At 62.6% G+C, this 22168-nt stretch carries 25 protein-coding genes; 13 read left to right on the forward strand and 12 right to left on the reverse strand.

The genetic code is table 11. From position 1 onward, the window contains the following. Positions 1–152 precede the first annotated feature (152 nt). On the forward strand, positions 153–1280 hold the full coding sequence (locus M2394_RS16015) for a glycerophosphodiester phosphodiesterase (RefSeq protein WP_259173120.1): 1128 nt from the start codon (positions 153–155) through the stop codon (positions 1278–1280). Further along, a complete protein-coding gene (locus M2394_RS16020) occupies positions 1281–1958 on the forward strand; it encodes a helix-turn-helix domain-containing protein (protein ID WP_259173121.1) in 678 nt (225 codons plus the stop codon). Here the strand turns inward: M2394_RS16020 and M2394_RS16025 are convergent. Further along, on the reverse strand, positions 1950–2813 hold the full coding sequence (locus M2394_RS16025) for a sterol desaturase family protein (protein ID WP_259173123.1): 864 nt from the start codon (positions 2811–2813) through the stop codon (positions 1950–1952). The two genes, M2394_RS16020 and M2394_RS16025, sit on opposite strands and share 9 nt — an antisense overlap. A 154-nt stretch (positions 2814–2967) precedes the next feature. On the opposite strand from M2394_RS16025, the gene M2394_RS16030 reads away from it, so the two are divergent. The 4 genes from M2394_RS16030 (at position 2968) to M2394_RS16045 (ending at position 7692) form a co-directional block, all read left to right on the forward strand. Beyond that, positions 2968–3273, forward strand: a complete 306-nt coding sequence (locus tag M2394_RS16030; RefSeq protein WP_178925398.1) for a PepSY domain-containing protein — start codon at positions 2968–2970, stop codon at positions 3271–3273. Positions 3274–3491: 218 nt separating this feature from the next. Further along, entirely contained in the window at positions 3492–4664 is a 1173-nt protein-coding gene (locus M2394_RS16035) for a GAF domain-containing sensor histidine kinase (protein WP_178925396.1), read from the forward strand. Positions 4665–4820: 156 nt separating this feature from the next. Then, positions 4821–5843 carry a transporter gene (locus M2394_RS16040; RefSeq protein WP_178925394.1) on the forward strand — a complete coding sequence of 341 codons (1023 nt, stop codon included), beginning with the start codon at positions 4821–4823 and terminating at the stop codon, positions 5841–5843. 232 nt (positions 5844–6075) lie between these two features. Next, positions 6076–7692 carry an inorganic phosphate transporter gene (locus tag M2394_RS16045; protein WP_176997993.1) on the forward strand — a complete coding sequence of 539 codons (1617 nt, stop codon included), beginning with the start codon at positions 6076–6078 and terminating at the stop codon, positions 7690–7692. A gap of 139 nt (positions 7693–7831) precedes the next feature. Here M2394_RS16045 and M2394_RS16050 read toward each other — a convergent pair whose 3' ends face one another. Genes M2394_RS16050 through M2394_RS16060 form a run of 3 tightly spaced genes read right to left on the reverse strand, consistent with a single transcriptional unit; the run spans position 7832 to position 10497 of the window. Continuing rightward, positions 7832–8806: a biotin-dependent carboxyltransferase family protein gene (locus M2394_RS16050; protein ID WP_259173124.1), complete on the reverse strand. Its 975-nt coding sequence runs from the start codon at positions 8804–8806 to the stop codon at positions 7832–7834. Next, entirely contained in the window at positions 8803–9681 is an 879-nt protein-coding gene (locus tag M2394_RS16055) for an allophanate hydrolase subunit 1 (protein WP_178925390.1), read from the reverse strand. Before M2394_RS16055 ends, M2394_RS16050 begins: the two co-directional genes overlap by 4 nt. Positions 9682–9738: 57 nt before the next feature. Further along, a complete protein-coding gene (locus M2394_RS16060) occupies positions 9739–10497 on the reverse strand; it encodes a 5-oxoprolinase subunit PxpA (protein ID WP_259173125.1) in 759 nt (252 codons plus the stop codon). A gap of 130 nt (positions 10498–10627) precedes the next feature. On the opposite strand from M2394_RS16060, the gene M2394_RS16065 reads away from it, so the two are divergent. After that, a complete protein-coding gene (locus tag M2394_RS16065; RefSeq protein WP_178925386.1) occupies positions 10628–11545 on the forward strand; it encodes a LysR family transcriptional regulator in 918 nt (305 codons plus the stop codon). Here the strand turns inward: M2394_RS16065 and M2394_RS16070 are convergent. Beyond that, positions 11542–12438, reverse strand: a complete 897-nt coding sequence (locus M2394_RS16070; RefSeq protein WP_259173126.1) for a LysR family transcriptional regulator — start codon at positions 12436–12438, stop codon at positions 11542–11544. The two genes, M2394_RS16065 and M2394_RS16070, sit on opposite strands and share 4 nt — an antisense overlap. 103 nt (positions 12439–12541) lie before the next feature. On the opposite strand from M2394_RS16070, the gene M2394_RS16075 reads away from it, so the two are divergent. Both M2394_RS16075 and M2394_RS16080 read left to right on the forward strand, forming a co-directional pair. Further along, complete coding sequence (locus tag M2394_RS16075) at positions 12542–13300, forward strand: SDR family NAD(P)-dependent oxidoreductase (RefSeq protein ID WP_259173127.1); 759 nt, start codon at positions 12542–12544, stop codon at positions 13298–13300. Between the two features lie 50 nt (positions 13301–13350). After that, positions 13351–14256 (forward strand): LysR family transcriptional regulator, encoded by a 906-nt coding sequence (locus M2394_RS16080; RefSeq protein WP_259173128.1) that lies wholly within the window; start codon positions 13351–13353, stop codon positions 14254–14256. 64 nt (positions 14257–14320) lie between these two features. On the opposite strand, the gene M2394_RS16085 is transcribed toward M2394_RS16080, so the two are convergent. After that, positions 14321–14758, reverse strand: a complete 438-nt coding sequence (locus M2394_RS16085; protein ID WP_178925379.1) for a multidrug/biocide efflux PACE transporter — start codon at positions 14756–14758, stop codon at positions 14321–14323. A gap of 88 nt (positions 14759–14846) precedes the next feature. Here M2394_RS16085 and M2394_RS16090 point away from each other — a divergent pair, with 88 nt between their 5' ends. After that, the gene (locus tag M2394_RS16090) at positions 14847–15701 is read left to right on the forward strand and encodes a LysR family transcriptional regulator (RefSeq protein ID WP_259173129.1); all 855 of its coding nucleotides are present in this window, start codon (positions 14847–14849) and stop codon (positions 15699–15701) included. Positions 15702–15853: 152 nt separating this feature from the next. Here M2394_RS16090 and M2394_RS16095 read toward each other — a convergent pair whose 3' ends face one another. Then, on the reverse strand, positions 15854–16696 hold the full coding sequence (locus M2394_RS16095; RefSeq protein ID WP_178925375.1) for a LysR family transcriptional regulator: 843 nt from the start codon (positions 16694–16696) through the stop codon (positions 15854–15856). Positions 16697–16807: 111 nt separating this feature from the next. Here M2394_RS16095 and M2394_RS16100 point away from each other — a divergent pair, with 111 nt between their 5' ends. After that, on the forward strand, positions 16808–17533 hold the full coding sequence (locus M2394_RS16100; protein WP_259173130.1) for an SDR family oxidoreductase: 726 nt from the start codon (positions 16808–16810) through the stop codon (positions 17531–17533). A gap of 114 nt (positions 17534–17647) precedes the next feature. Here the strand turns inward: M2394_RS16100 and M2394_RS16105 are convergent, their stop codons facing one another. The 4 genes from M2394_RS16105 to M2394_RS16120 are packed head-to-tail and all read right to left on the reverse strand — an operon-like array spanning position 17648 to position 20170. Next, positions 17648–18856 carry an RNA polymerase sigma factor gene (locus M2394_RS16105; protein WP_259173131.1) on the reverse strand — a complete coding sequence of 403 codons (1209 nt, stop codon included), beginning with the start codon at positions 18854–18856 and terminating at the stop codon, positions 17648–17650. Continuing rightward, positions 18853–19329: an SRPBCC family protein gene (locus tag M2394_RS16110; RefSeq protein WP_178925369.1), complete on the reverse strand. Its 477-nt coding sequence runs from the start codon at positions 19327–19329 to the stop codon at positions 18853–18855. The genes M2394_RS16105 and M2394_RS16110 overlap by 4 nt, the downstream gene beginning before the upstream one ends. A 34-nt stretch (positions 19330–19363) precedes the next feature. Further along, positions 19364–19708, reverse strand: coding sequence for a YciI family protein (locus tag M2394_RS16115; protein WP_176998007.1), 345 nt, complete (start codon positions 19706–19708; stop codon positions 19364–19366). Positions 19709–19750: 42 nt separating this feature from the next. Further along, positions 19751–20170 (reverse strand): nuclear transport factor 2 family protein, encoded by a 420-nt coding sequence (locus M2394_RS16120; RefSeq protein ID WP_259173132.1) that lies wholly within the window; start codon positions 20168–20170, stop codon positions 19751–19753. A 147-nt stretch (positions 20171–20317) separates the two neighbouring features. Between M2394_RS16120 and M2394_RS16125 the strand changes: the two genes are divergently transcribed. Next, positions 20318–20806: an N-acetyltransferase gene (locus tag M2394_RS16125; protein ID WP_259173134.1), complete on the forward strand. Its 489-nt coding sequence runs from the start codon at positions 20318–20320 to the stop codon at positions 20804–20806. 20 nt (positions 20807–20826) lie between these two features. Continuing rightward, entirely contained in the window at positions 20827–21432 is a 606-nt protein-coding gene (locus tag M2394_RS16130; protein ID WP_259173135.1) for a pyridoxamine 5'-phosphate oxidase family protein, read from the forward strand. A gap of 86 nt (positions 21433–21518) precedes the next feature. Here M2394_RS16130 and M2394_RS16135 read toward each other — a convergent pair whose 3' ends face one another. After that, entirely contained in the window at positions 21519–22001 is a 483-nt protein-coding gene (locus tag M2394_RS16135; protein ID WP_259173136.1) for a GyrI-like domain-containing protein, read from the reverse strand. Positions 22002–22168: the final 167 nt, after the last annotated feature.

Below are 22168 nucleotides of genomic sequence, written 5' to 3' on the forward strand. Positions count from 1 at the left end.
CGTCTTCGGCCAATCCTACTGCAACACCGCATAAAAAAACCGAGAAAAATGGAGCGCGCGCACGTTAATGTCGGTTTGGTGATAGCGCCTTTCGCAATCAATTGTTAAAAAGGACGCCTTCTCAAAGTTACCTCCACGAAAGGACTTCGCATATGCCTGTCACGTTTACCAAGAGCGCCTTGCTGCTCGCGCTGATGCTCGGCCTCGGCCAGGCACAGGCTGAAGCCCCGATCAGCCCGGCTGAACTGGCGACAAACGAAGGCATTCCCTACCCTGCCGTTATTGCCCACCGTGGCGCTTCCTACGACGCCCCCGAGTCCACCGCCGCTGCTTATAAGGTCGCACGCGACCTGGGCGCCGACTACCTGGAAATGGACCTGCAACGCAGCAAGGACGGCGTGCTGTTCGCCCTGCACGACAACAACCTGCAACGCACCACCGACGTGGCCACCAAATTCCCGGAGCGCAAGGACGCCCCCGCCAACGAGTTCACCTGGGCCGAACTGCGCACCCTGGACGCTGGCAGCTGGTTCAACGCCGCCTACCCGGACCGCGCCCGCCCGGCGTTCGTCGGCCTGAAAATCCAGAGCCTGGACGAAATCATCAAGATCGCCGAAGGCAACCCGCAGCACAAACCCGGCCTGTACATCGAGACCAAGGAACCCAAGCAATTCCCGGGCATCGAGGCCGACCTGAAAAACAAGCTGCTGGACAAGGGCTGGTTGAGCTCCGCCGGTTCCAAGCTGGGCAAGAGCAACACCGGCGTCGGCCAGGGCAAGGGCCGCGTGGTGCTGCAGACGTTTGAAAAAGACAGCTTGAAAGAGCTGCAGAAAGAAATGCCCAACACCCCAAAAATCCTGCTGCTGTGGGTCGGTGCAGGCAGCATCGAGCCTAAATCCACCCAGACCTTCGCCGAGTCCGGCGAAGCGACCAAGGCCGCCTACTACGCCAAGCAGGAGCCGAAGGACGCCGCCGAGTTCGAAAAATGGGTGGACGAAGCCAAGAGCCTGGGCGCGATCGGCACCGGCCCCTCGGCCGAGCTGACCAACCATGGCGACCAGAGCTACACCGACCTGGTGAAGCCTGAAATGAACCAACTGACCCACGACAAGGGCCTGCTGGTGCATGTGTACACCGTGGATGAGCCCGTGGACTTCGAAAAAGTCATGAAGGCCGGCGTGGATGGCATCTTCACCAACCGCGCTGCCGAACTGCTGAAGTTCTACAAGCGCTGGCCGTCGTCGAGCGTGCAGGACCTGCTCAAGGACAATGGCTACTGAGTGAAGCCCGAATGGTCAGGCCGCCTGTGGCTGGGGCATGACTACGGCCTGATCCTCGGCCAGCTGGGGCGCACTGCGCCCCATGGGCACTACGCCCATCAGTTGATGTTCTGCACGGGCCGGCCTTTCACGGTCGGCCTTGATGGCCGTGTGATCACGGCCCATCGCCTGTTGATCCCTTCGCGCCAGTCCCACGCCATTCTCCAGGCCGACGATGAAGTGCTGGTGCTGTACGCCGAACCCGTCGCCTTTGCGATCGAGCCCCTGCAGTCACTGCTGGAACTCACCGAGCCGTCCCTGGAAACGCTCGACACTCACCTGCGCCAGCTCCCCCGGCAACCGCTAGACGACCCACGCCTGGCGCGCGCCCTGCACACCCTCGATCAGCATCTGACGGGCAAGGTCAGCGCTCAGGCCCTGGCCGACGCGGCGCACCTGTCACTGAGCCAGCTGGAACGCCTGTTCACTCAGCAATTGGGCTTGCCGGTGCGGCGCCTGGTGCTGTGGCGCCGTTTGCGCGTGGCCCTGCACTTGGCGTTGGCGGGCAGCAGCCTCACCGAAGCCGCCCACGGTGCAGGCTTTGCCGACTCGGCGCACTTCTCGCGCACCATGAAGCAGCTGTTCGGCGTCACCGCCGGTGCCTCGTTGCGCCAGTTGCAGGTGCGGCTTTTAACGTAACGCTTCCGGCAACGCAGGTTCCTTGCCCTTGCGTACCGTCATAAACGGGTCACGCAATTGCGCGCCATAGGCCACCGGAAAATCCGGCCGGCTGCCGATGCCCAGGTCGCCCGGCCCCATGCGATAACCTTCGCGATAAAACGCCGTGCCCAACAGCCCATCCCACAGGTTGAAAAACAAGCCGAAATTCACATCACCGGCCCGGCCATATTTCATGTGGTGGAAGCGATGCACCGGCGCCCAGGCAAACACCCAGCGCAGCGGCCCCAGGCGCATGTTCACGTTGGAATGCTGCAACAACAGCTGGATGGCGATGGCCAGGGCCAACAACTGCGCCACGTCCAGCGGAATGCCCATCAAGATCAACGGCAGCAGGCCTGCCGTCGCTTCGAGCATCTGGTGCAAGGGGTGCTTCATCAGCCCGTTGAAGCCATAGAGTCGTTCCACGCTGTGATGCACCGCGTGCAACCGCCAGAGCGCGGCGAAGCGGTGGCTGGCGTAGTGCATCAGGGTAATGCCGGCGTCGGCCAGCACAACCGCCAGCAGCAGTTGCTCCCACAGCGCCCAGCCACGCGGCCAGATCCCGTCGAAGGCCAGCAGCGCGGTCAGCCCCGGCAGGATCAACAGGCCCACGGCGTTCAGGCTTTCGTTGACCAATGCATGCAGCGTGTCCCGTCGACGATCGCCCAGGCTGCGGTTCCATTGCGGTTCATAGGGCAGCCATTGCTCGGCCAGAAATGACACGGCCACCGCCGCCACGAATATCAGCACCAGCCAGCCTGGCCAATAGAGGCCCAGGCCGATAAAGCCCAACAGGAACAGTGGCGCATAGATCCAGCTCACACACGTTTTCATCCGAGTCTCCCTTCAAGTGAGCCCCCAGCATGAAAGCCAGCAAAATCGGTGGCTTGAACAAACGGCGCAACGGTTTGAATCAATTAAGGGTGAATTAAGTTGCGCTGGATAACCTGATCCCACTTAAACAGCTCACCGAAGAAGGAAACACACCATGAAAACCCTGACCGCCCTGTTCGCCGCCACCGCCCTGACCCTGACTGCTGGCCTGGCACAAGCCGACGTGCGCCCGGACCAGATTCCAAGCCTGCTTAAGTCTGGCGACGTGATGGCTTTTGAAAAACTCAACGCCGCCGCCCTGGCCAAACACCCAGGCGCCACCATCACCGACACCGAACTGGACCGCGAAGCCGGTCGCCTGGTCTACGAAGCAGACCTGACCGATACCACCGGCAAGAAGTGGGACGTGAAGCTCGACGCCAAGACCGGCGAAGTGCTGGAAAACAAGCAAGACACCTGAGTTACCCCTCAAAAAAACGCGCCAAATGGCGCGTTTTTTTATGCCTGCTGTAGTGAGCGGGCTTGCCCCGCGCCGCGATCTACCTGACACACCGCGCCTCGGTCAACCTGACACACCGCAGCGCGGGGCAAGCCCGCTCACTACAAAAATGACACCTACGCCCACAAGGTCGTTAGACTTCCTGCTACAGACCACCGCCTTGCACATGGAGGTATTGCATGGGGCAGAAAGCCGCCGACATCGCCACCATTGGCCGCATCAGCGCCGTGCCCGCGATGCTCAAGGTCATCAGCGACATGACCGGTTTGCGCTTTGCCGCCGTGGCCCGGGTCACTGACGACCACTGGACCGCCTGCGCCGTGCTCGACAAGCTGGACTTCGGGCTCGGCGTCGGCAGCGAACTGGACCTGACCACCACCATTTGCCACGAAATCCGCAGCTCCCACGAATCCGTCGTAATCGACAAGGCCAGTGAAGACCCAGTCTATTGCAATCACCACACCCCACGTCTCTACGTGTTCGAAAGCTACATTTCCGTGCCAGTGTTCCGTACCGACGGACGCTTCTTCGGCACGATCTGCGCCCTCGACCCCAACCCCGCGCAACTGCGCAGCAGTACGATCCAGTCGACCATGGAATCGTTCGCCCGCCTGCTCTCGTTGCAAATAGAAGCCGAAGAAAACCAGCAACAGACTGAAGCCGAGCTGTTGGAAGAGCGCGGCACTGCCGAGTTGCGCGAGCAGTTCATTGCCGTACTCGGGCACGACCTGCGCAACCCGCTGTTCGCCATCAACTTCGGTGCCGAACGCTTGCTGCGCAAACACCCCAACCCCACCACCGACCCGCTGGTGCAGCACATTCTCGCCAGCGGCAAACGCGCGGCGCAGTTGGTCGAAGACGTCCTCGATTTTGCCCGAGGCCGCATGGGCAGCGGCCTGCCGCTGCATTGCAGCGACTGCCAGGACCTGCAAGAGGCCTTGCACCAGGTGGTGGCCGAAGTGCAAAGCGTGCACCCGCAACGCTTGATCCACGCCGATATCGGCGACCTGCGCGGGGTGTACGGCGATCGTGACCGGCTGGCGCAATTGCTCTCCAACCTGGTGGCCAACGCCATTCACCACGGCCACCCGCGCAGCCCGGTGTACGTGAGTGCGCAGGTCGAACACCAGCACTTCACCCTGACAGTGAAGAACGCCGGGCAGATCAACGAGCAGGCCTTGCCTCGGTTGTTCCAGCCCTACTCACGCCCGATCATCGACACGCCCCAGGCCGGTCTGGGCCTGGGGTTGTACATCGTCAAGCAGATTGCCGATGCCCACGGCGGTGAGTTGAGCGTCACTACCAGCGAGCAGCACGGCACGGTGTTCAGCTTCAGCCTGCCGATCGCCTGATCAGGCGCGGCTTCGGCACGCCAAGCCTTGCGGTAAACAAAATGTCACCGCAACGAAACAAACCGCAAGTCGTCACAAAACTGTCAAATCTCCTTGCAATGATTCGCCCACGCGAACCTGTGAAACGTCCTACAGGCGCTTTCTCTGCGAGCCTCCATGAACCACAGCATCGACCACGGCCATCAAGATCCCGATCTGTTTGGCCTGCTTTACGGTTTCCGTTTTCGGCCCGGTGAAAAGGGCGAGCAGATCGATTCGGCCACCGCGTTGGCGGCCCTCCAGGCGCCGCAAGACCCGGAGGAATTCCTCTGGTTGCACCTGAACTTGGCCCACGCCGCCTGCGAGCGCTGGATGAAGACCCACCTGTCGCTGCCAGACGAATTTTTCGAAGCCTTGCACGAAGGCTCGCGCTCCACCCGGATCGAACACGTTGACGCCGCCTTGCTGGCGGTGGTCAACGACGTGGTGTTCAACTTCAGCAGCATGGTCTCGTCGGACATTTCCACGCTGTGGGTGTGTGCCCGCAGCCGCTTGCTGGTCAGCGCGCGCCTGCAACCCTTGCACTCGGTGGATAAATTGCGCTCGTCGGTCAAAGCCGGTGAACGCTTCCGCTCGCCGCTGGAACTGCTGGTGCACCTGCTGCGCGACCAGGGCGAAGTGCTGACCCAGATCGTGCGCAAGACCAGCATCAGCGTCGACCATATCGAAGACCAGTTACTCTCTTCACGACTGTCCACCAACCGCGCTGAGCTGGGCGCCGCACGCCGGGTGCTGGTGCGCCTGCAACGCCTGCTGGCGCTGGAGCCGGGCTCGCTGCTGCGCCTGCTCAACCGCCCGCCGCAGTGGCTGCAAAAGGAAGACGTGAAGGAGTTGCGCAAATCCACCGAGGAGTTTGCGCTGATCATCAACGACCTGATGGCGCTGGGCGAACGCATCAAGCTGTTGCAGGAAGAGATCGCCGCCAACCTCAACGAACAAAGCAACCGCACGCTGTTCACCCTCACCGTGGTGACGGTATTGGCGCTGCCGATCAACATCATTGCCGGCTTTTTCGGCATGAACGTGGGCGGCGTGCCGCTCTCCACCGACCCGGAAGGTTTCTGGATCCTGGTGGCGTTGGTGGCGACCTTTACCTTGATTGCCGGGCGTTGGGCGTTCCGCAAGCGCAAGGATTACTGACCTGGAATGCAGTCAAAAGTGGGAGCGGGCTTGCTCGCGAATGCAATCTGTCAGTTAAAGATAAGTTGACTGGCACACCGTATTCGCGAGCAAGCCCGCTCCCACATTGGTTCTGCGGTGTTTATTGGACAGGTGGCACCCCCCAATTCCTTAAACACTGACATACCGCAGCATCTCTGTAACATTCTGCAATGATCATGAACGACATCCTCCCCACACTGGATGCTCCGGCATGGCCACCCCTTCCCTGACTGCCTCCAACACCGCCTCACCCGCCGACCCCAAACCCCGGCTGGACAAGAAACCCGGTCTGCTGACGGTGATCATCTTCTTCGCCGTGCTCGCCATGGGCCTGTTGTTCACCGCCTACAGCCTGATGCACGACATGCACGAGCTGGGCACGGTGGTCACCACCTGGACCCCGTTCCTGCTGCTGGGCGTGGCGCTGTTGATCGCCTTGGGCTTCGAGTTCGTCAACGGTTTCCACGACACGGCCAACGCCGTGGCGACGGTGATCTACACCAACTCGCTGCCGCCGCACTTTGCGGTGGTGTGGTCGGGTTTCTTCAACTTCCTCGGCGTGCTGCTCTCCAGCGGCGCCGTGGCGTTCGGCATCATTGCCCTGTTGCCGGTCGAGTTGATCTTGCAGGTGGGTTCGTCGGCCGGTTTCGCGATGATCTTCGCCTTGTTGATCGCCGCGATCCTGTGGAACCTCGGCACCTGGTGGCTGGGCTTGCCGGCGTCGTCGTCGCACACCCTGATCGGTTCGATCATCGGCGTGGGCGTGGCCAATGCGTTGATGCACGGGCGTGACGGCACCAGCGGTGTGGATTGGGGCCAGGCGATCAAGATCGGCTACGCGCTATTACTGTCGCCGCTGATCGGCTTTGTGTTTGCCGCCCTGCTGTTGCTGGCCCTGCGCGCCTTTGTGAAGAACCGCTCGCTGTACAAGGCACCGAAGGGCGACACCCCGCCGCCGTGGTGGATCCGCGGCATGCTGATCGCCACCTGCACCGGTGTGTCGTTCGCCCACGGTTCCAACGATGGCCAGAAAGGCATGGGCCTGATCATGCTGATCCTGGTCGGCACCCTGCCGATGGCCTACGCGTTGAACCGCACCATGCCGGCCGAGCAGTCGCTGCAGTTTGCCGCCGTGGCCGAAGTGACCCAAGTGGCCTTGGTGAAAAGTGCACCGCAAGTGCTGCCCGGTGACCCGCGCCCGATTCTCTCGACCTACGTGCGCACCAAGGAAGCCACCCCGGAGCTGGTCCCGGCCCTCGCCGCCCTCGCCGGCCAGATCGGTGATGAAGTGAAAGGCTACGGCTCCCTGGCCAAAGTGCCGGCGGAAGCGGTGGGCAACGTGCGTAACGACATGTACCTGACCAGCGAAACCATCCGCCTGATGGACAAGGACAAGGTCGGCAATTTCGACGCCGACACCCAAGGCAAGCTCAAGCTGTTCAAGGACCAGATCGACAACTCCACGCGTTTTATCCCGCTGTGGGTGAAGATCGCCGTGGCCATCGCCCTGGGCCTCGGCACCATGGTCGGTTGGAAGCGCATCGTGGTGACGGTGGGTGAAAAAATCGGCAAGACTCACCTGACGTATGCCCAAGGCGCTTCGGCCGAAATGGTCGCGATGCTGACCATTGGCGCGGCGGACATGTACGGGTTGCCGGTCTCGACCACCCATGTGTTGTCCTCCGGCGTGGCCGGGACCATGGTGGCGAACGGCGGTGGCTTGCAGATGCGCACCATCCGTAACCTGGTGATGGCGTGGGTGCTGACGTTGCCGGCGGCGATCCTGTTGTCGGGCAGCCTGTACTGGTTGTTCACCAAACTGTTCTGACCCAACACCACCCCAAAATGTGGGAGCTGGCTTGTCGGATCGCCGCACCGCTGCGATAGCGGATTAACATTCAACAGCATTGTTGATTGAAAGATCGCCTTCGCAGGCAAGCCAGCTCCCACATTGGTTATGTATTTCGTCAGTGATTGAAGAGTCCAGCCATCGCTTTTAAGCGTTTTTTGTAGATCCGCCGCGCCTCCAACGCTTCCTCCAGCGTCACCGCCACAAACCCCGCCCGCTGGTTCGGCTGCATCTGCCCGATCAAATCCAGGTCGGCGCTGATCACCGTGCCGATCATCGCGTAGCCCCCGCCCGACACCGCGTCCCGATGCAACACAATCGGCTCCAAGCCGGCCGGCACCTGGATCGAGCCTATCGGGTAGCAACTGTCGACGATGTTCGAAGGGTCCGACCCCGCACCAAACGGCTGCTCCCGTGGCTGGAAGCTCAGCGCACTGCCGCCCTTGAAGCGATAGCCGATACGATCCGCCTCGGAACCCACGGTCCAGGGCTCGGCAAAAAAGCTGCCTTTGGCACCCTCCGTCAGGCGCTCGTAATACAGCCCCGGCACCACCCGCAGGGTCACGTCACCGCCCACCGAGCGGCGCAAGGCCATGGGCAAACTGTTGCCGGCGCGTCCGTTGCCACTGGCCTGGCCGATGGGCAATTCATCGCCTTCCTGCAGGCGTCGCCCCTGAAACCCGCCGAGGGCGCCGAGGGTGTAGGTCGAGCGGCTTCCGAGCACCAGCGGCACGTCAATGCCACCGGCCACCGCCAGGTAAGTACGGGCGCCGGCCTTGGGGAATTCAAAGCGCAGCACCTGCCCGGCGCGCACCTGGAAGGCGGTGTCCTGGTGCACCACTTCACCGTCCAGGCGCGGCGACATCAAGGCGCCGCTGAGTGCCACCAGCGCGTCTTGCTGGAACTGAAGTTCGGGGCCGATCAAGGTGCATTCCAGCGCGGCCGCGCCGATAGGGTTGCCCACCAGGTGGTTGGCCGCGCTCAAGGCGTATTGGTCCAGCGCACCGGAGGGCGGGATGCCGAGGTGGTAATAGCCTTCGCGGCCAAGGTCCTGCACGGACGTGGCGAGGCCGGGTTTGAGCACCTTGATCATGCCAGCGCCTCCTGCAGGGATTTGGGATAACCGATGGGGTCGGCGAGAAACGCATCGAGGGAAAACTCCACCGGGCGGATACGCAGGTCGAACCGCCCGGCGTCCACCTCGGCCACTGCCAAGTCGTAGGCGTCGCGGTCCATGGGTTTGAACTGCACGATGTCGCCGGGGCGGAAGAACACCATGTGTTCCTTCAGGTACGCCAATTGCTGCGCCGGGTCGTAGATCGGTGCCGGGGTCACGCCGAACATCTGGTAACCACCCGCCCCGCGCACCGAGTAGATGCAACCGAAGCAGCCGCCATGACCGAGGGTGAGTTTCGGCGTGTCGGTGCGCGGGCGCAGGTACTTGGGCACCTGCAATTGCCGTTCGCGCTCGACCATCTGGAACATGAACGGCAGGCCCGCCACAAACCCCACCATCGACACAAACCACGGCGCACCGCTGTGGGCGGCAATGAACGCCTCCACATCGGCCAGGCCGTTGATGCGCGCCGCGTACTCCAGGTCCGTGCCGCTGGGGTCTTGATGGCGGTCGCGAAAACGCATCAGGGTTTCATGGGTCCAGGGGTCGTTGTAGAGCACCGGGATTTCGATGATGCGCGTGTGCAAGGTGCGTTCGGCCACGGCTTGGGCCTCGGCGGTTTGCACCGCGTCGAGCAGCACATGGGGGGCGATGCGGTCGGGGTCGAAGCGGATCTGGAACGACGCGTTGGCCAGGCACACGTCCAGCACGCCTTCCAGCGCCAGGCGCTCCACGGCGCGGGTCACGGCCATGCCTTTGAAAAAGGCCTCCAGGGACATGCTGTCGCTGACCTCGGCAAACAGGTGTTCATCACCGCCGAAGCTGTAGCGGATGGGGGACGTTTCAGCCATGTCTGTTCCTCTTGGAATCATTGTAGAAAGGCAGGCGAAAAAAATTGGAGATCGTTCTTATTGGGGTGTTTTGACGGCGATACCGGCGCGGTCCAAGGCTTCACGGGTAGCTTCCACCAACTCCAGCGCGCCGGGGGTGTCGCTGTGCAGGCAGATGGAATCGAATTCGATGAACAGGTCTTCGCCTTCTACGGTGCGTACAAGTCCGGTCTGGCATGCCCGTAGGACGCGTGCTGCAACGGTCGCAGGATCCAGCGCCCGCACATTGCGGGTAAACACGATGGAGCCGCTGAGATCGTACTCACGGTCGGCATAAAATTCGCGCACCACCGGCTGCCCCAGCTCCTTGGCGATGCGCCAGATCACCGAGTTGGGCATGCAGTACAGCAACAGCGTCGGCTCGATGCGTTGCAGGTTCTGCACCAGCAACCGCGCCGCTTCTTCATCACGCGCCAGGTGCATGTACAACGCGCCGTGGGGCTTGATGTGTTGCAGGGTCACGCCCTGGGCGCGCGCAATTTCACGCAGGGCGCCGAGTTGGTAGAGCATGTCGTCCACCAGTTCCTGGGCCGGCGCGTTGATGTGGCGACGGCCAAAGCCGACCAAGTCGCGAAAGCCCGGATGCGCGCCGATGGCCACGCCCAGTTGCTTGGCGCGCTCGACGGTGCGGCGCATGGTGCCGGGGTCGCCGGCGTGGAAGCCGGTGGCGATGTTGGCCGAGCTGATATAGGCCATGAGCTCTGCGTCGACGCCGTCGCCGATGGTCCAGGGGCCGAAGCCTTCGCCCATGTCCGAGTTGAAATCCACTGCCTGCATCGAAGTCGCTCCGCCTAAGTGATGCTGGAAAAGTAGGCCGCAGCTTGACCCCTTGGGAAGATCTATTATCAGATGACCCATCTTCTGAAAATCAGATACCACCATCACCCCCTCCTACGAGGAATGCGGCATGTCCCTGACGCTGCGCCAAGTCCGTTATTTTGTGGCCACCGCCGAGATCGGCCAGATCTCCCAGGCGGCGATTCACCTGAACATCTCCCAGTCGGCAGTGACCACGGCGATCAAGGAGCTGGAAGCCATGCTCGGCGTGCAACTGTTCGTGCGCTCGGCCCAGGGCATGAACCTCACCGACGCCGGGCGACACTTTCTCAACCGCGCCTATGTGATCCTGCGCAGCGTGGACGACGCCTTGAACAGCCCGCTGCCCGACTACCGCGCCAGCGGCGTGCTGCGGGTTGCCGCCAGCTACACGGTGTTGGGTTACTTCCTGCCGCACCACTTGCAACGCATGGAACACTGGCACCCGGACGTGACCATCAAGGTCTTCGAACAAGAGCGCCAGGCCATCGAACAAGGGCTGCTCGACGGCCAGTTCGACATGGCCGTGGTGCTCACCGCCAACCTCACCCACCCGGCCATCGTGTCCGAAATCCTCTTCAACTCCGAGCGTCGCCTGTGGTTGCCCAGCCATCACCCGCTGTGCGAGCGCGATGCGGTGAGCCTGGCGGATGTGGCGCAGGAACCTTACATCCTGCTCACCGTCGACGAGGCCGAACACAGCGCCATGCGCTATTGGGAACAGGCCGGCCAAGCGCCAAACGTGCGCCTGCGCACCAGCTCGGTGGAGGCGGTGCGCAGCATGGTCGCCAATGGCAGCGGCGTGGCGATTCTCTCGGATCTGGTGCACCGCCCCTGGTCCCTGGAAGGCAAGCGCATCGAAACGCTGACCGTCACCGACCCGGTGACGCCCATGAGCGTCGGCCTGGCCTGGCATCGCGAACGTGCATTTACCCCGGCCATGCAGGCGTTCCGCGATTACTTCCACGATGCGTTCCTGGCCCCGCAGCAATTGTCGGCACGCCGTTAAAGATGGGCCTGCAGGGTGGTGGTCAACCACTCCATGAACACCCGCACCCGCAAGGGCAAATGGCGCTGGCCGGCATACAGCAACGACACATCCATCGGCGGCGCCTGGTATTCCGGCAGCACCGCCACCAACTCGCCACTGGCCAGTAAACTGCGCACCCCCAGCAGCGGCACCTGGACGATGCCAAAACCGCCCAGGCAGGCGGCTTGGTAGGCATCGGTGCTGTTGACGGTGACGCGCCCGGCCATCGCCACCCGCTGCACCTTGTTGCCCTGCAGGTATTCGAAGCCCCCGGAGCGTGCGCCCAGTGGCCGCACGTAGTGCACCAGTTGATGGTCGGCCAGGTCGTCGAGGGTCCAGGGCGTGCCGTAGCGTTGCAGGTAGGCCGGGCTCGCGCAGTTGACCATGAGCATGCTGCATACCTTGCGGGCCACCACGGTTTGATCGGGCTGGGCGCCGACGCGCAAGACACAATCGAACCCTTCGGCGATCAGGTCGACCTGGCGGTCTGAACTGCTGATCTGCATCTCGATCAGCGGGTGGCGCTCCATGAACGACGGCAGGTGCGGCAGGATCATGCCCCGGGCCATCACGTTGGGCATGTCCACGCGGATGCGCCCGGCCAGTTGGGTTTCGTCCTGGCGAAACAAGCCTTCCAGTTCCTCCATGTGCGACAGCAGATCCTTGCTGCGCTCATACAGCACCCGACCATCCTGGGTCGCTTGCACCTTGCGGGTGGTGCGCTGCAACAGGCGCGCGCCGACCAGCTCTTCCAGGGCCTGCACATGCTCGGACACGGTGGAACGCGGCAGGCCCAGGCTTTCGCCAGCCCCGGTGAAACTCGACAGTTCGGTGACCCGCACGAAGGTGCGCAGCAGCTCAAGTTTGTTCATGGATTGTTCGCCTCAGCCGGCCAGTTATTCCGGGATAGCCCTGTTTATCACGTTACAGGCGGACAAATACACTCAGTCCCACGATCATTCAGAGGACTGCACCATGACCCGCAAAATCGCACTCATCACCGGCGCCAGCCGTGGCCTGGGCAAAAGCGCCGCGCTGCACCTGGCGGCACAAGGCGTCGACATCATCGGCACCTACCACAGCGCTGCGGCCGAGGCCCAAGCGGTGGTCGAGCAGATTCAGGCCCTGGGCGGCCGCGCTGCCATGCTGCAGCTGGACGTGAGCCAAAGCGGCACCTTCGATCACTTTGTCGGCGAAGTCGGCCGTGTGCTCAAGGCCGTGTTCGCACAGGATCACTTCAATTTTCTGATCAACAACGCCGGTATCGGCGCCCATGCCAGCTTTGCCGAGACCACTGAAGAGCAGTTCGACAAGCTGGTGGCCATCCACTTCAAGGCGCCGTTTTTCCTCACGCAAAAACTGCTGTCGCTGATCAGCGACGGCGGGCGCATCATCAACATCTCCAGCGGCCTGGCGCGGTTCAGCCTGCCGGGGTATTCGGCGTATGCCTCGATGAAAGGCGCGGTGGAAGTGCTGTCGCGCTACCAGGCCAAGGAGTTGGGGCCACGGGGGATTACCGTCAACACCCTGGCCCCGGGTGCCATCGCCACCGACTTCAGCGGCGGCGCGGTGCGCGACAACCCGCAAGTCAATGCCATGGTGGCGAACAACACCGCGCTGGGCCGCGCCGGTTTGCCCGACGATATTGGCGGAGCGATTTCGACCCTGCTGGCCGATGGCAGCAACTGGATCACCGGGCAACGCATCGAAGCCTCGGGCGGCATGTTTCTGTAAGCGTTCTGCGCTAGCATCAATGCCTTCAGATCACTGACAGGCAATCACCGATGAGTTTTGATCCAGGCTTGGCCGGCGGCATGGGCGTGTTGGCGGCCGTGGTGGACATGGGCAGTTTTGCGCGTGCCGCCGACAGCCTGGAGATGACGCCGTCGGGGGTCAGCCGGGCGATTTCCCGGCTGGAAAAACGCCTGGGGATTCGCCTGTTCGACCGCACCACCCGCTCGGTGCAATTGACCGACGAGGGCCGGCGTTTCTACCAGGAAATCGCCCCGCTGCTGGCCGGCCTCGAAGAGGCCGCCAGCGCTGCCGCCGACAGCGCACTCACCGTGCGCGGGCGCCTGCGGGTGAACATCGACCCGTACTTTTCGCGGCTGGTGTTGGGCCCGGTGCTGGGGGATTTCATGCGCCGTTACCCACAACTGCAACTGGACCTGCACACCCGCGACCAACTCGGCGACCTGGTGGCCGACGGGTTTGACCTGGCGATTCGCTTTGGCATCCCGCAATCCTCCTCGCTGATCGCGCGCAAGTTGATGGAAGTGCGCGTGCTCACCGTCGCCTCCCCTGCCTACCTTGAAACCTACGGCCGCCCCGCTCACCCGCAGGCGCTGGAAAACGGGCACATGTGCCTGGACTTTCGCGACTCGCAAACCGGCCGCCCGTTCGCCTGGGAATTCCATCGCCCCGGCGAGCGGCTGACCGTGCGCACCAGCGGGCGCCTGGTGGTCAACGACGCCAGCACCCTGTACAGCGTGTGCGAACACGGGCACGCGGTGGCACAGATGCTCGACCTGGGCCTGGCACCGGCGCTCAAGGCCGGTGGCCTGGTGGAGTTGTTTCCGGACTGGCCCGACGAGCGTTTCCCGTTGTACGCCTACTACCCGTCGCGGCATTTGCCTGCGGCCAAGGTGCGGGCCTTCCTCGATTTCGTGGCCACACTCATCCCCCTGTAGGAGCCCGGCTTGCCGGGCTCCTACAGGGGGCGTGTCCGGCGGTTACAGCGCCGATGTTCGGGGTTTAAAGGGCCAGTGTGCGACGTTGCAGGATTTTTTCCCGAATCATGTCGTACCCCAGGTGGTACACGTAGGTGTACGGCAGGAAGAACAGCAGCACGCCGATGTCGAGGATAAAGGCTTCCAGCAGGCTGATGCCCAGCCACATCGCAATCAACGGCACGCACACCAGGATCAGCCCGCCTTCAAACATAAGCGCGTGCAGTACGCGGGTCCAGCTGTTGGTGGGCAGTTGCAGGCGCACCTTGAGGCGGTCGAACAGGCTGTTGAAAATGATGTTCCAGGTCAGCGCCAGCACACTGATACCCAGGGTCACCGCGCCCATTTCCAAGGCCGGCCGACCGGTGATCCAGACCAGCAGCGGCGTACAGATCAACAAGGCCAGGCCTTCAAAACCCAGGGCTTGGCAAACGCGTTCAGTCATCGATTTGGTGGGGTTCATGACCCGGCTCCGTGAGTGGCGACGGTTGCCATCATTACTCCCCTGCTCGATACTTCATAACTAATAACCATCGATCAAGGCGATAGTCATGGCCTCCAACGAAGTGCTGCAGGCGTTTGTACAGGCGGCCACCCAAGGCTCGTTTTCGGCGGCGGCGCGCAAGCTGGGCAAGAGCCAGTCCACCGTCAGCGCGGCGGTGGCGAGCCTGGAGATTGACCTGGATGTGGAGCTGTTCGACCGCAGCAGCCGCAAGCCGACCCTGACCCCGGCCGGCCATGTGCTGTTGCTGCGTGCCGAGCAGGTGCTGGAAGCCAGCAGCCGCCTGGAACTGGCTGCCAGCCAGTTGTCTCAGGGGTTGGAGCCGAAGCTGACGATTGCGATGTCCGACACCTACCAATCGGACCGTTTCGAGATTGCCCTCAAAGCCTTTGAACAGCGCTACCCGGACCTTGAGCTCGAATGCCTGATCGCCGAATGCGAAGACTTGATCGCCCTGGTGCAAAGCGGCCGGGCTCAGGTTGCGTTTATTGAAAAGCAGGACGTCTACCCGCCCGACCTCACCGGTGCACCGGTCGAAGAACGTACAGAAATCGCGCTGTACGTGGCCCCCAAACACCCGCTGGCGAGCCTGGACAATATTTGCGCCGACACCCTGCAACAACACCGCGAATTGCGCCTGGCCAGCATCATCAACCCGACCGAGACCCGCCCCAGTGGTCGCGTGTGGTCGGCACCCAGTTACTTGATGTTGATGGAAATGGCCCAGTTGGGGTTTGGCTGGGCGCCCTTGCCACGCTGGCTGGTGGAACGTTTTGATGGCGGCCAGTTGGTAGAGCTCAAGGCGCGCAGCTGGCCGCGCTCGGTGGCGGTGGATGCGCTGTGGTCACGGCACCACCCGCCCGGGCCGGCGGGTGGATGGTTGCTTGGCAAGATGCTCGAATAACAAACACTCGCCAATAAACAATGAAGATCAACCTGTGGGAGCGGGCTTGCCCGCGAAGGCGGTGTGTCAGTCAAATCAAATGCTAGCTGACACGCCGCTTTCGCAGGCAAGCCAGCTCCCACATTTGAGCTGTGTTGGCCTTTAGAACGGGGTCAGGCGGCAGAGCGTTGTGGCGGACGGTTGTTCTGGAAGTATTCGTGCAAGGCGCGCAAGGCAGGCAATTCCAGCGCCTGCGCGGCAAAGCACAGGCCCACGCGGCGTGTCGGGGCCGGCAGGTGCCACTCACGAATCACCACCCCGGCGCGCTCGGCCGCCAGCGACTGCGGCAACATCGCCACGCCCACACCCGCCGCCACCATGTGCAACGCCTGGGTCAACGACCCGGCATGCCCGGCCACCGCCTGCGGCGAGCGGCCGTACAGCGCCATCAAGCGCTGGTGGGAGTCGTGCTGTGGGCAGGTGATCCAGTCTTCAATCGGCGCCCACGCCTGTTCTTTGCCCGCCTGCGCCATGGGATGAGCCGCCGGCAGCGCCATCACGTAGGACTCTTCCCAGATCGGCAGGAACAATTCGTCCTCGCAGCACATTTCTTCCACGGCCAGACGCCCTTCTCCCTCACAGCCTTCCTGCAGCGTCAGCAACAAACCCGGCAACCCCTGGTGCGCCATGCGCAGGAAGGTTTCGATCTGGCTGTCGGCAATGTCACCTTCCACGCCCAACTCCAGGGCGATGCGGTTTTCGCGCCCGCGAAACAGTCGGCTCAAGGCATCGGCTTCGGCCACCATGCGCCGCGCCTGCGGGTACAGCACCCGCGCTTCGGCGCTGACCTCCACGCCCCGTGGCTGGCGCACGAACAACGCCACGCCCAGCTCGTCTTCCAACTGCTTGATGGTCACCGACAGCGTCGGCTGGCTGATGAACAAACGTTGGGCAGCCGCGGTGATATTGCGTTCTTCGAACACCGCGAGAAAGGCTTTGAGGTGACGCACATCCATAGCTTTATCCGATGACAGACAGAGAAATAAGGCATTTTTCAGCCTCGCTGACGCTAAATATACTGCGCCCACGGTTCAGATATCGATTTTTCTTATTCCAGGAGTGCAATCATGAGCAAGCCATTGATCATCATCACCGGTGCCAGTTCCGGTATCGGCGAAGCCACTGCCCGCCTGCTGTCAGCCGCCGGTCACCCGCTGCTGCTGTTGGCGCGGCGCATCGATCGTCTGAATGACCTGGCCCTGCCTAACACCCTGGCGCGTGGCGTGGATATCACCGACCGCGCAGCCCTGGTAGCGGCCGTGAAGGAAGCCGAAGCGCAATTCGGCCCGGCTGACGCGCTGATCAACAATGCCGGTGTGATGCTGCTGGGCGCAGTCAGCGAACAGGACCCGGCGCAATGGGAGCAGATGCTCGACGTCAACGTGAAAGGCCTGCTCAATGGCATTCACGCCGTGGCCGGCAGCATGGTGGCGCGCAAGGGTGGCACCATCATCAACGTCAGCTCGGTGGCCGGGCGCAAGACCTTCCCGAACCATGTGGCTTACGTCGGCACCAAGTTCGCGGTGCACGGGATTTCGGAGAACCTGCGCGAAGAATTGTCGCCTAGCAATGTGCGTGTGATCACCATCGCCCCGGGCGCGGTGGAAACCGAGCTGCTCAGCCACACCACCGACGAGGCGATCAAGACCGGCTACCAGGCCTGGAAACAGGACATGGGCGGCACCGTGCTCAGCGCCGATGACGTGGCCTCGGCGATTGCCTATGCCTACGGGCAACCGCAACACGTGTGCATTCGCGAGATCGTGTTGGCGGCCACGCGTCAGCAGCCGTAAGCCAATAGTCCCAAACAACGCAGACCCACTGTAGGAGCTGGCTTGCCAGCGATAGCGGCGTATCAGCCAACAGAGGTACAGGCTGACCCACCGCCATCGCCGGCAAGCCGGCTCCTACAGGTTTTGCAGGCGTTGCTGGAGGAAGCGTTTCTCTGGGGCTTGCTGGGTCAACGACAGGGCTTTTTCGTACGCCGTGCGCGCCTCTTCCACACGCCCCAGTTGTCGACAGAATTCCCCCCGCGCCGAATGCGCCAAGTGGTAATCCAGCAATTCACCACGCTGCAAAATCCCCTCCACCAACGCCAGACCCGCCAGCGGTCCCTGCCCCATCGCCACCGCCACGGCGCGGTTCAGTTCGATCACCGGCGAAGGCACTGCCCGCAGCAAGACATCGTAGAGCCCGACAATCTGCAACCAGTCCGTGTCATCGGCACAACGCGCTTCGGCATGCACCGCCGCAATCGCTGCCTGCAGGCAATACGGGCCGAAACGCCGTGTGTGCAACGCCTGCTCCACCAACGCGCAGCCTTCAGCAATCAGGGCGGTATCCCACACCCCTCGGTCCTGTTCATGCAACAACACCAACTCACCGCTTGCCGAGGTGCGCGCCGCTCGGCGGGATTCGTGCAGCAGCATCAGCGCCAGCAAGCCCATGACTTCCGGTTCGGGCAGTAACTCCATGAGTAAACGACCGAGCCGAATGGCTTCGCGGGTCAGGTCTTCACGGGTGAGAGCAGCGCCCATGGACGCCGAATAGCCTTCGTTGAACACCAGGTAAATCACCCGCAACACACTGTCCAGCCGCTCAGGCAATTCGGCCAGGGACGGCACTTGATAGGGAATGCGAGCTTCACGGATCTTGCCCTTGGCACGCACGATGCGCTGGGCGATGGTGGTGGGGGTGGCCAGGAACGCGCGGGCGATTTCCTCGGTGGTGAGGTCGCAGATCTCACGCAGGGTCAGCGCTGCCTGGGCGTCTGCCGCCAGCGCCGGGTGACAGCAGGTGAAGATCAAACGCAGGCGGTCGTCTTCCACGTCCTCGGCACTCCACTCAGCCGCTTCCAGTGCGTCGGCCTGCTCCTGCAACAAGGGGGTAAACCGCGCCTGGCGGCGCAGGCGGTCGATGGCCTTGAAACGGCCGGTGGACACCAGCCAGGCGCGGGGGTTGTCCGGCACGCCGTCCTCGGGCCAGCGGTGCAAGGCGACAAAAAACGCCTCGTGCAAGGCCTCCTCGGCCAGGTCGAAATCACCCAGCAGGCGAATCAGCGTCGCGAGTACGCGGCGTGATTCGCTGCGGTAAATGGCCTCGACCTGCGCGGTCAATCGGGCATGCCCTGGGTCACCAGCGTCACCAGGCGGTCCAGGCTCTGGCCCCAGCCGTCGTGAAAGCCCATGGCTTCATGGGCCTGCTTGTCGGCCTCGCTCCAGTGCATGGCGCGGGCGGTGTAGAGGGTCTTGCCATCGACCTCTTCAAAGGTGACTTCGGCCGTCATGAACGGTTTGCCCGACGGGATCCAGCCCGGCGCATAGGCATCGGTGAACACCAGGCGGCTGGGCGCTTCGATCTCCAGGAACACGCCTTGAGTCGGGTATTCGGCGCCGTCCGGTGCGCGCATCAGGGTGCGAAACAGGCCACCGACCCACAGGTTCATTTCGCACTCGGGGGTGGTCATGCCGTGGGGCCCCCACCATTGTTGCAACAAAGCGGGTTCGGTCCAGGCGCGGAACACGCGGCTGCGCGGGGCGTCGATCAAGCGGCTGATGGACAGTTCAAATTCAGCGGGTTGGGTGGTCATGGGGCAAACCTCCTGAGTCTTGTGGTTGTTGTGTTCAGAGATTCAACTGGCGCACCGGGCGCACTTCCACACTGCCGACCCGCGCAGCCGGAATGCCGCCGGCCACCTGGATCGCTTCGTTCAAGTCCTTGGCCTCGATCAGGTAGAACCCGGCGAGTTGCTCCTTGGTTTCGGCAAACGGCCCGTCAGTAATCGACAACTTGCCATTGCGCATGCGCACCGTGGTGGCCGTGGTGACCGACTCCAGCGGCTCGGCGGCGAGCATCCGCCCGCTGGCCTGGATGGCCTGGGCGTAGGCAAGACACTCCGGGTCTGCGGGGCTGTCGGGCGAGGTGTGCAGCACCTGTTCGTTGCTGTAGATCAGGCAGAGGTATTTCATGGGTGCCTCCGTTTTCGGCTTATCCACTATAGTCCCCGGCGATCAGGGTTCCAGCTCGAACAGTGCGGTACCGCTTAGCATGTCGAAGGGCGCCGACCAGTGTTCATGCACCACGCGCCACTGGCCGTTGATGCGCTGATAACCGGCCGTCACCCGCATCCAGCAGGCCTTTACCACGCCATCCGGCCCGGCACCGCCGCAATGGGCCAGCCAGTGGGCAAAGGCGCTGTCCTGTGCCTCGACGATACGCAACTCATGAAACTCGAAAATACCCGGGCCGGGGCAATGCTTCATGCATTCCTCCCAATGGGCGCGATAGGCGGCCTTGCCCTTGAATTGCAGTGCGGTGACGGCGTCGAACGAGACGATATCGTCGGCGTAATAGCTGACAATTTTGTCGATATCCCGGGCAAGCACGGCTTGCTTCCATTGATCGATCAGGGTAGTGATGGCAGTGCTCATGGCGATACTCCTTCGGGTGGAAAATCACGGAAGACACCCTTAGTCGAACGGCCCCCGCTGCAATCGACAGTCCGCTGAAAAATAATTTCGCCCCAGGCAAACCCGCTAGAATCCACCCCTCTTTGCAGGATTTCGGATGCGCCCCCGATGGAAACCCGCCTCGTCCCCTATGAGACGCTGAGCCTCGTGCAAAAACAGCAGCTCGACGCCCTGCAAGTACACCCCGAGCAACTGGCGTACTCCGGGGACATCTACTGCGCGCTGAACAGCCTGCTGGTCAACCCAAACCCCGGCGCCATCAAAGGCTTTGCCCTGCTCGCCGACGAGTTGCCCGTTGCCTTCCTGCTGCTCAAACGCCCCCCGTGCCTGCCCCATTGGGCCGATGAACACAGCGCCACGCTGCATGCACTGCAAGTGGACCGTGGGCAACAAGGGCGCGGGTTCGGCAAGGCGTGTTTGCAGGCACTGCCCGGCGCCGCGCTGGATGCGTGGCCGCAGGTGAAGAGCATCGAGCTGTCGGTGGACGCCGACAATGTGGCGGCGATGGGGTTGTACCTGAGCGCCGGGTGGGTGGACAGTGGCGAGGCGTATAAAGGGCGGATTGGCTATGAACGCAGGCTGGCACTAGTCTTTTGAACGATAAGGAGGTGGCGCAAATGCTGACAACCCTCGAACAACTCGAAACCCTCTACGGCCTCCCCCACGAGCGGGCGGTGCGCAAGGAGATCCCTTTTCTCAACGAGGATTACCAGGCCATGGTGCGCGCCTCGCCGCTGGTGGTGGTGAGTTCGTCCGGGCCGGACGGTGTGGACGGTTCGCCCCGTGGTGATGTGCCGGGGTTTGTGCGGATTGTGGATGAGCGCACCTTGGCGATACCTGATCGGCCCGGCAACAATCGCCTGGATACCTTGCGCAACCTGGTGCAGGACCCGCGCATTGCCTTGCTGTTCATCATCCCGGGGGTTGGCGAAACGTTGCGTGTGAATGGGCGTGCGCAGATTTCCATCGAACCTGGGTTGCTGGAGAGTTTTGCGGTGAATGGCAAGCCAGCGAAGTCGGTGATGCTGGTGCAGGTGGAAAGCGCGTATTTCCACTGTTCCAAGGCGTTTGTGCGTTCCGATTGCTGGAACCCTGAAAAACACCTGGACCGCTCGGCGCTGCCGTCGGCCGGCGCCTTTCACAAGCGGCTCAATGACGGGCAGTTTGATGCCGAGGCGTACGACCGCGAGATGCCGGAGCGGGTCAAGGCCACGTTGTACTGACACCTCATCTGTAGGAGCCCGGCTTGCCGGCGATGAGACTCTTGGGCGCCATCGCCGGCAAGCCGGGCTCCTACAACGGGGTTGTGTCAGCCTCTTTCGCCGATCGGCAACCAGATCTCCACGGTGCCGGTGCCTTTACGCCCATCGAAATCGGCACTGTAGCGCTCGAAATCCGCGCCCATCACCTTGTAGCCCGAGTGCGGCAGCCACTCGAACATGATGCGTTCGTAGGTTTGCTCAAGTGCCTGCACCGGCCCGTAATGCGGGAAGACGGCGTAGTTGAGCGGCGGAATTTCAATGGATTCGAAGTTGCCTGGCACGTCGCTCCGGGTCGGCACTTCAACGCCGGCCATGTAGTCGAATTCGCCATGCTTGGGGTTATGGCACACCCCATACGTCACGCCGCCCACGCGCTGTTTGATGTCTTTGACGCAGGTGTCGAACAATTCCCACAAGCGCGGAATGTCGCCGATGGTCGCCTTCGAATAACGCCCTTGCACCCCGGCGATGACCAGGGCTTTACCCGCTTCCATGCGTGGCTCCAACGGTTGTTTTGTCTGCTGATCCATACGAACAGTCTCCTTCTTATGAGGGTACAAACCCGTATCGAGTATAGGGGGATATCTGCGCAGCACTCCATGCAGAAAATTTTCCTACGCATCTGGACAACTGGCCATCATCGACCGTATTGTCTGCCCCGCAGGCCACCGCAGTGGCCAACGTCGCTCGGACGGTT

This window comes from Pseudomonas sp. BIGb0164, from assembly GCF_024810135.1.
Taxonomy (GTDB): domain Bacteria; phylum Pseudomonadota; class Gammaproteobacteria; order Pseudomonadales; family Pseudomonadaceae; genus Aquipseudomonas.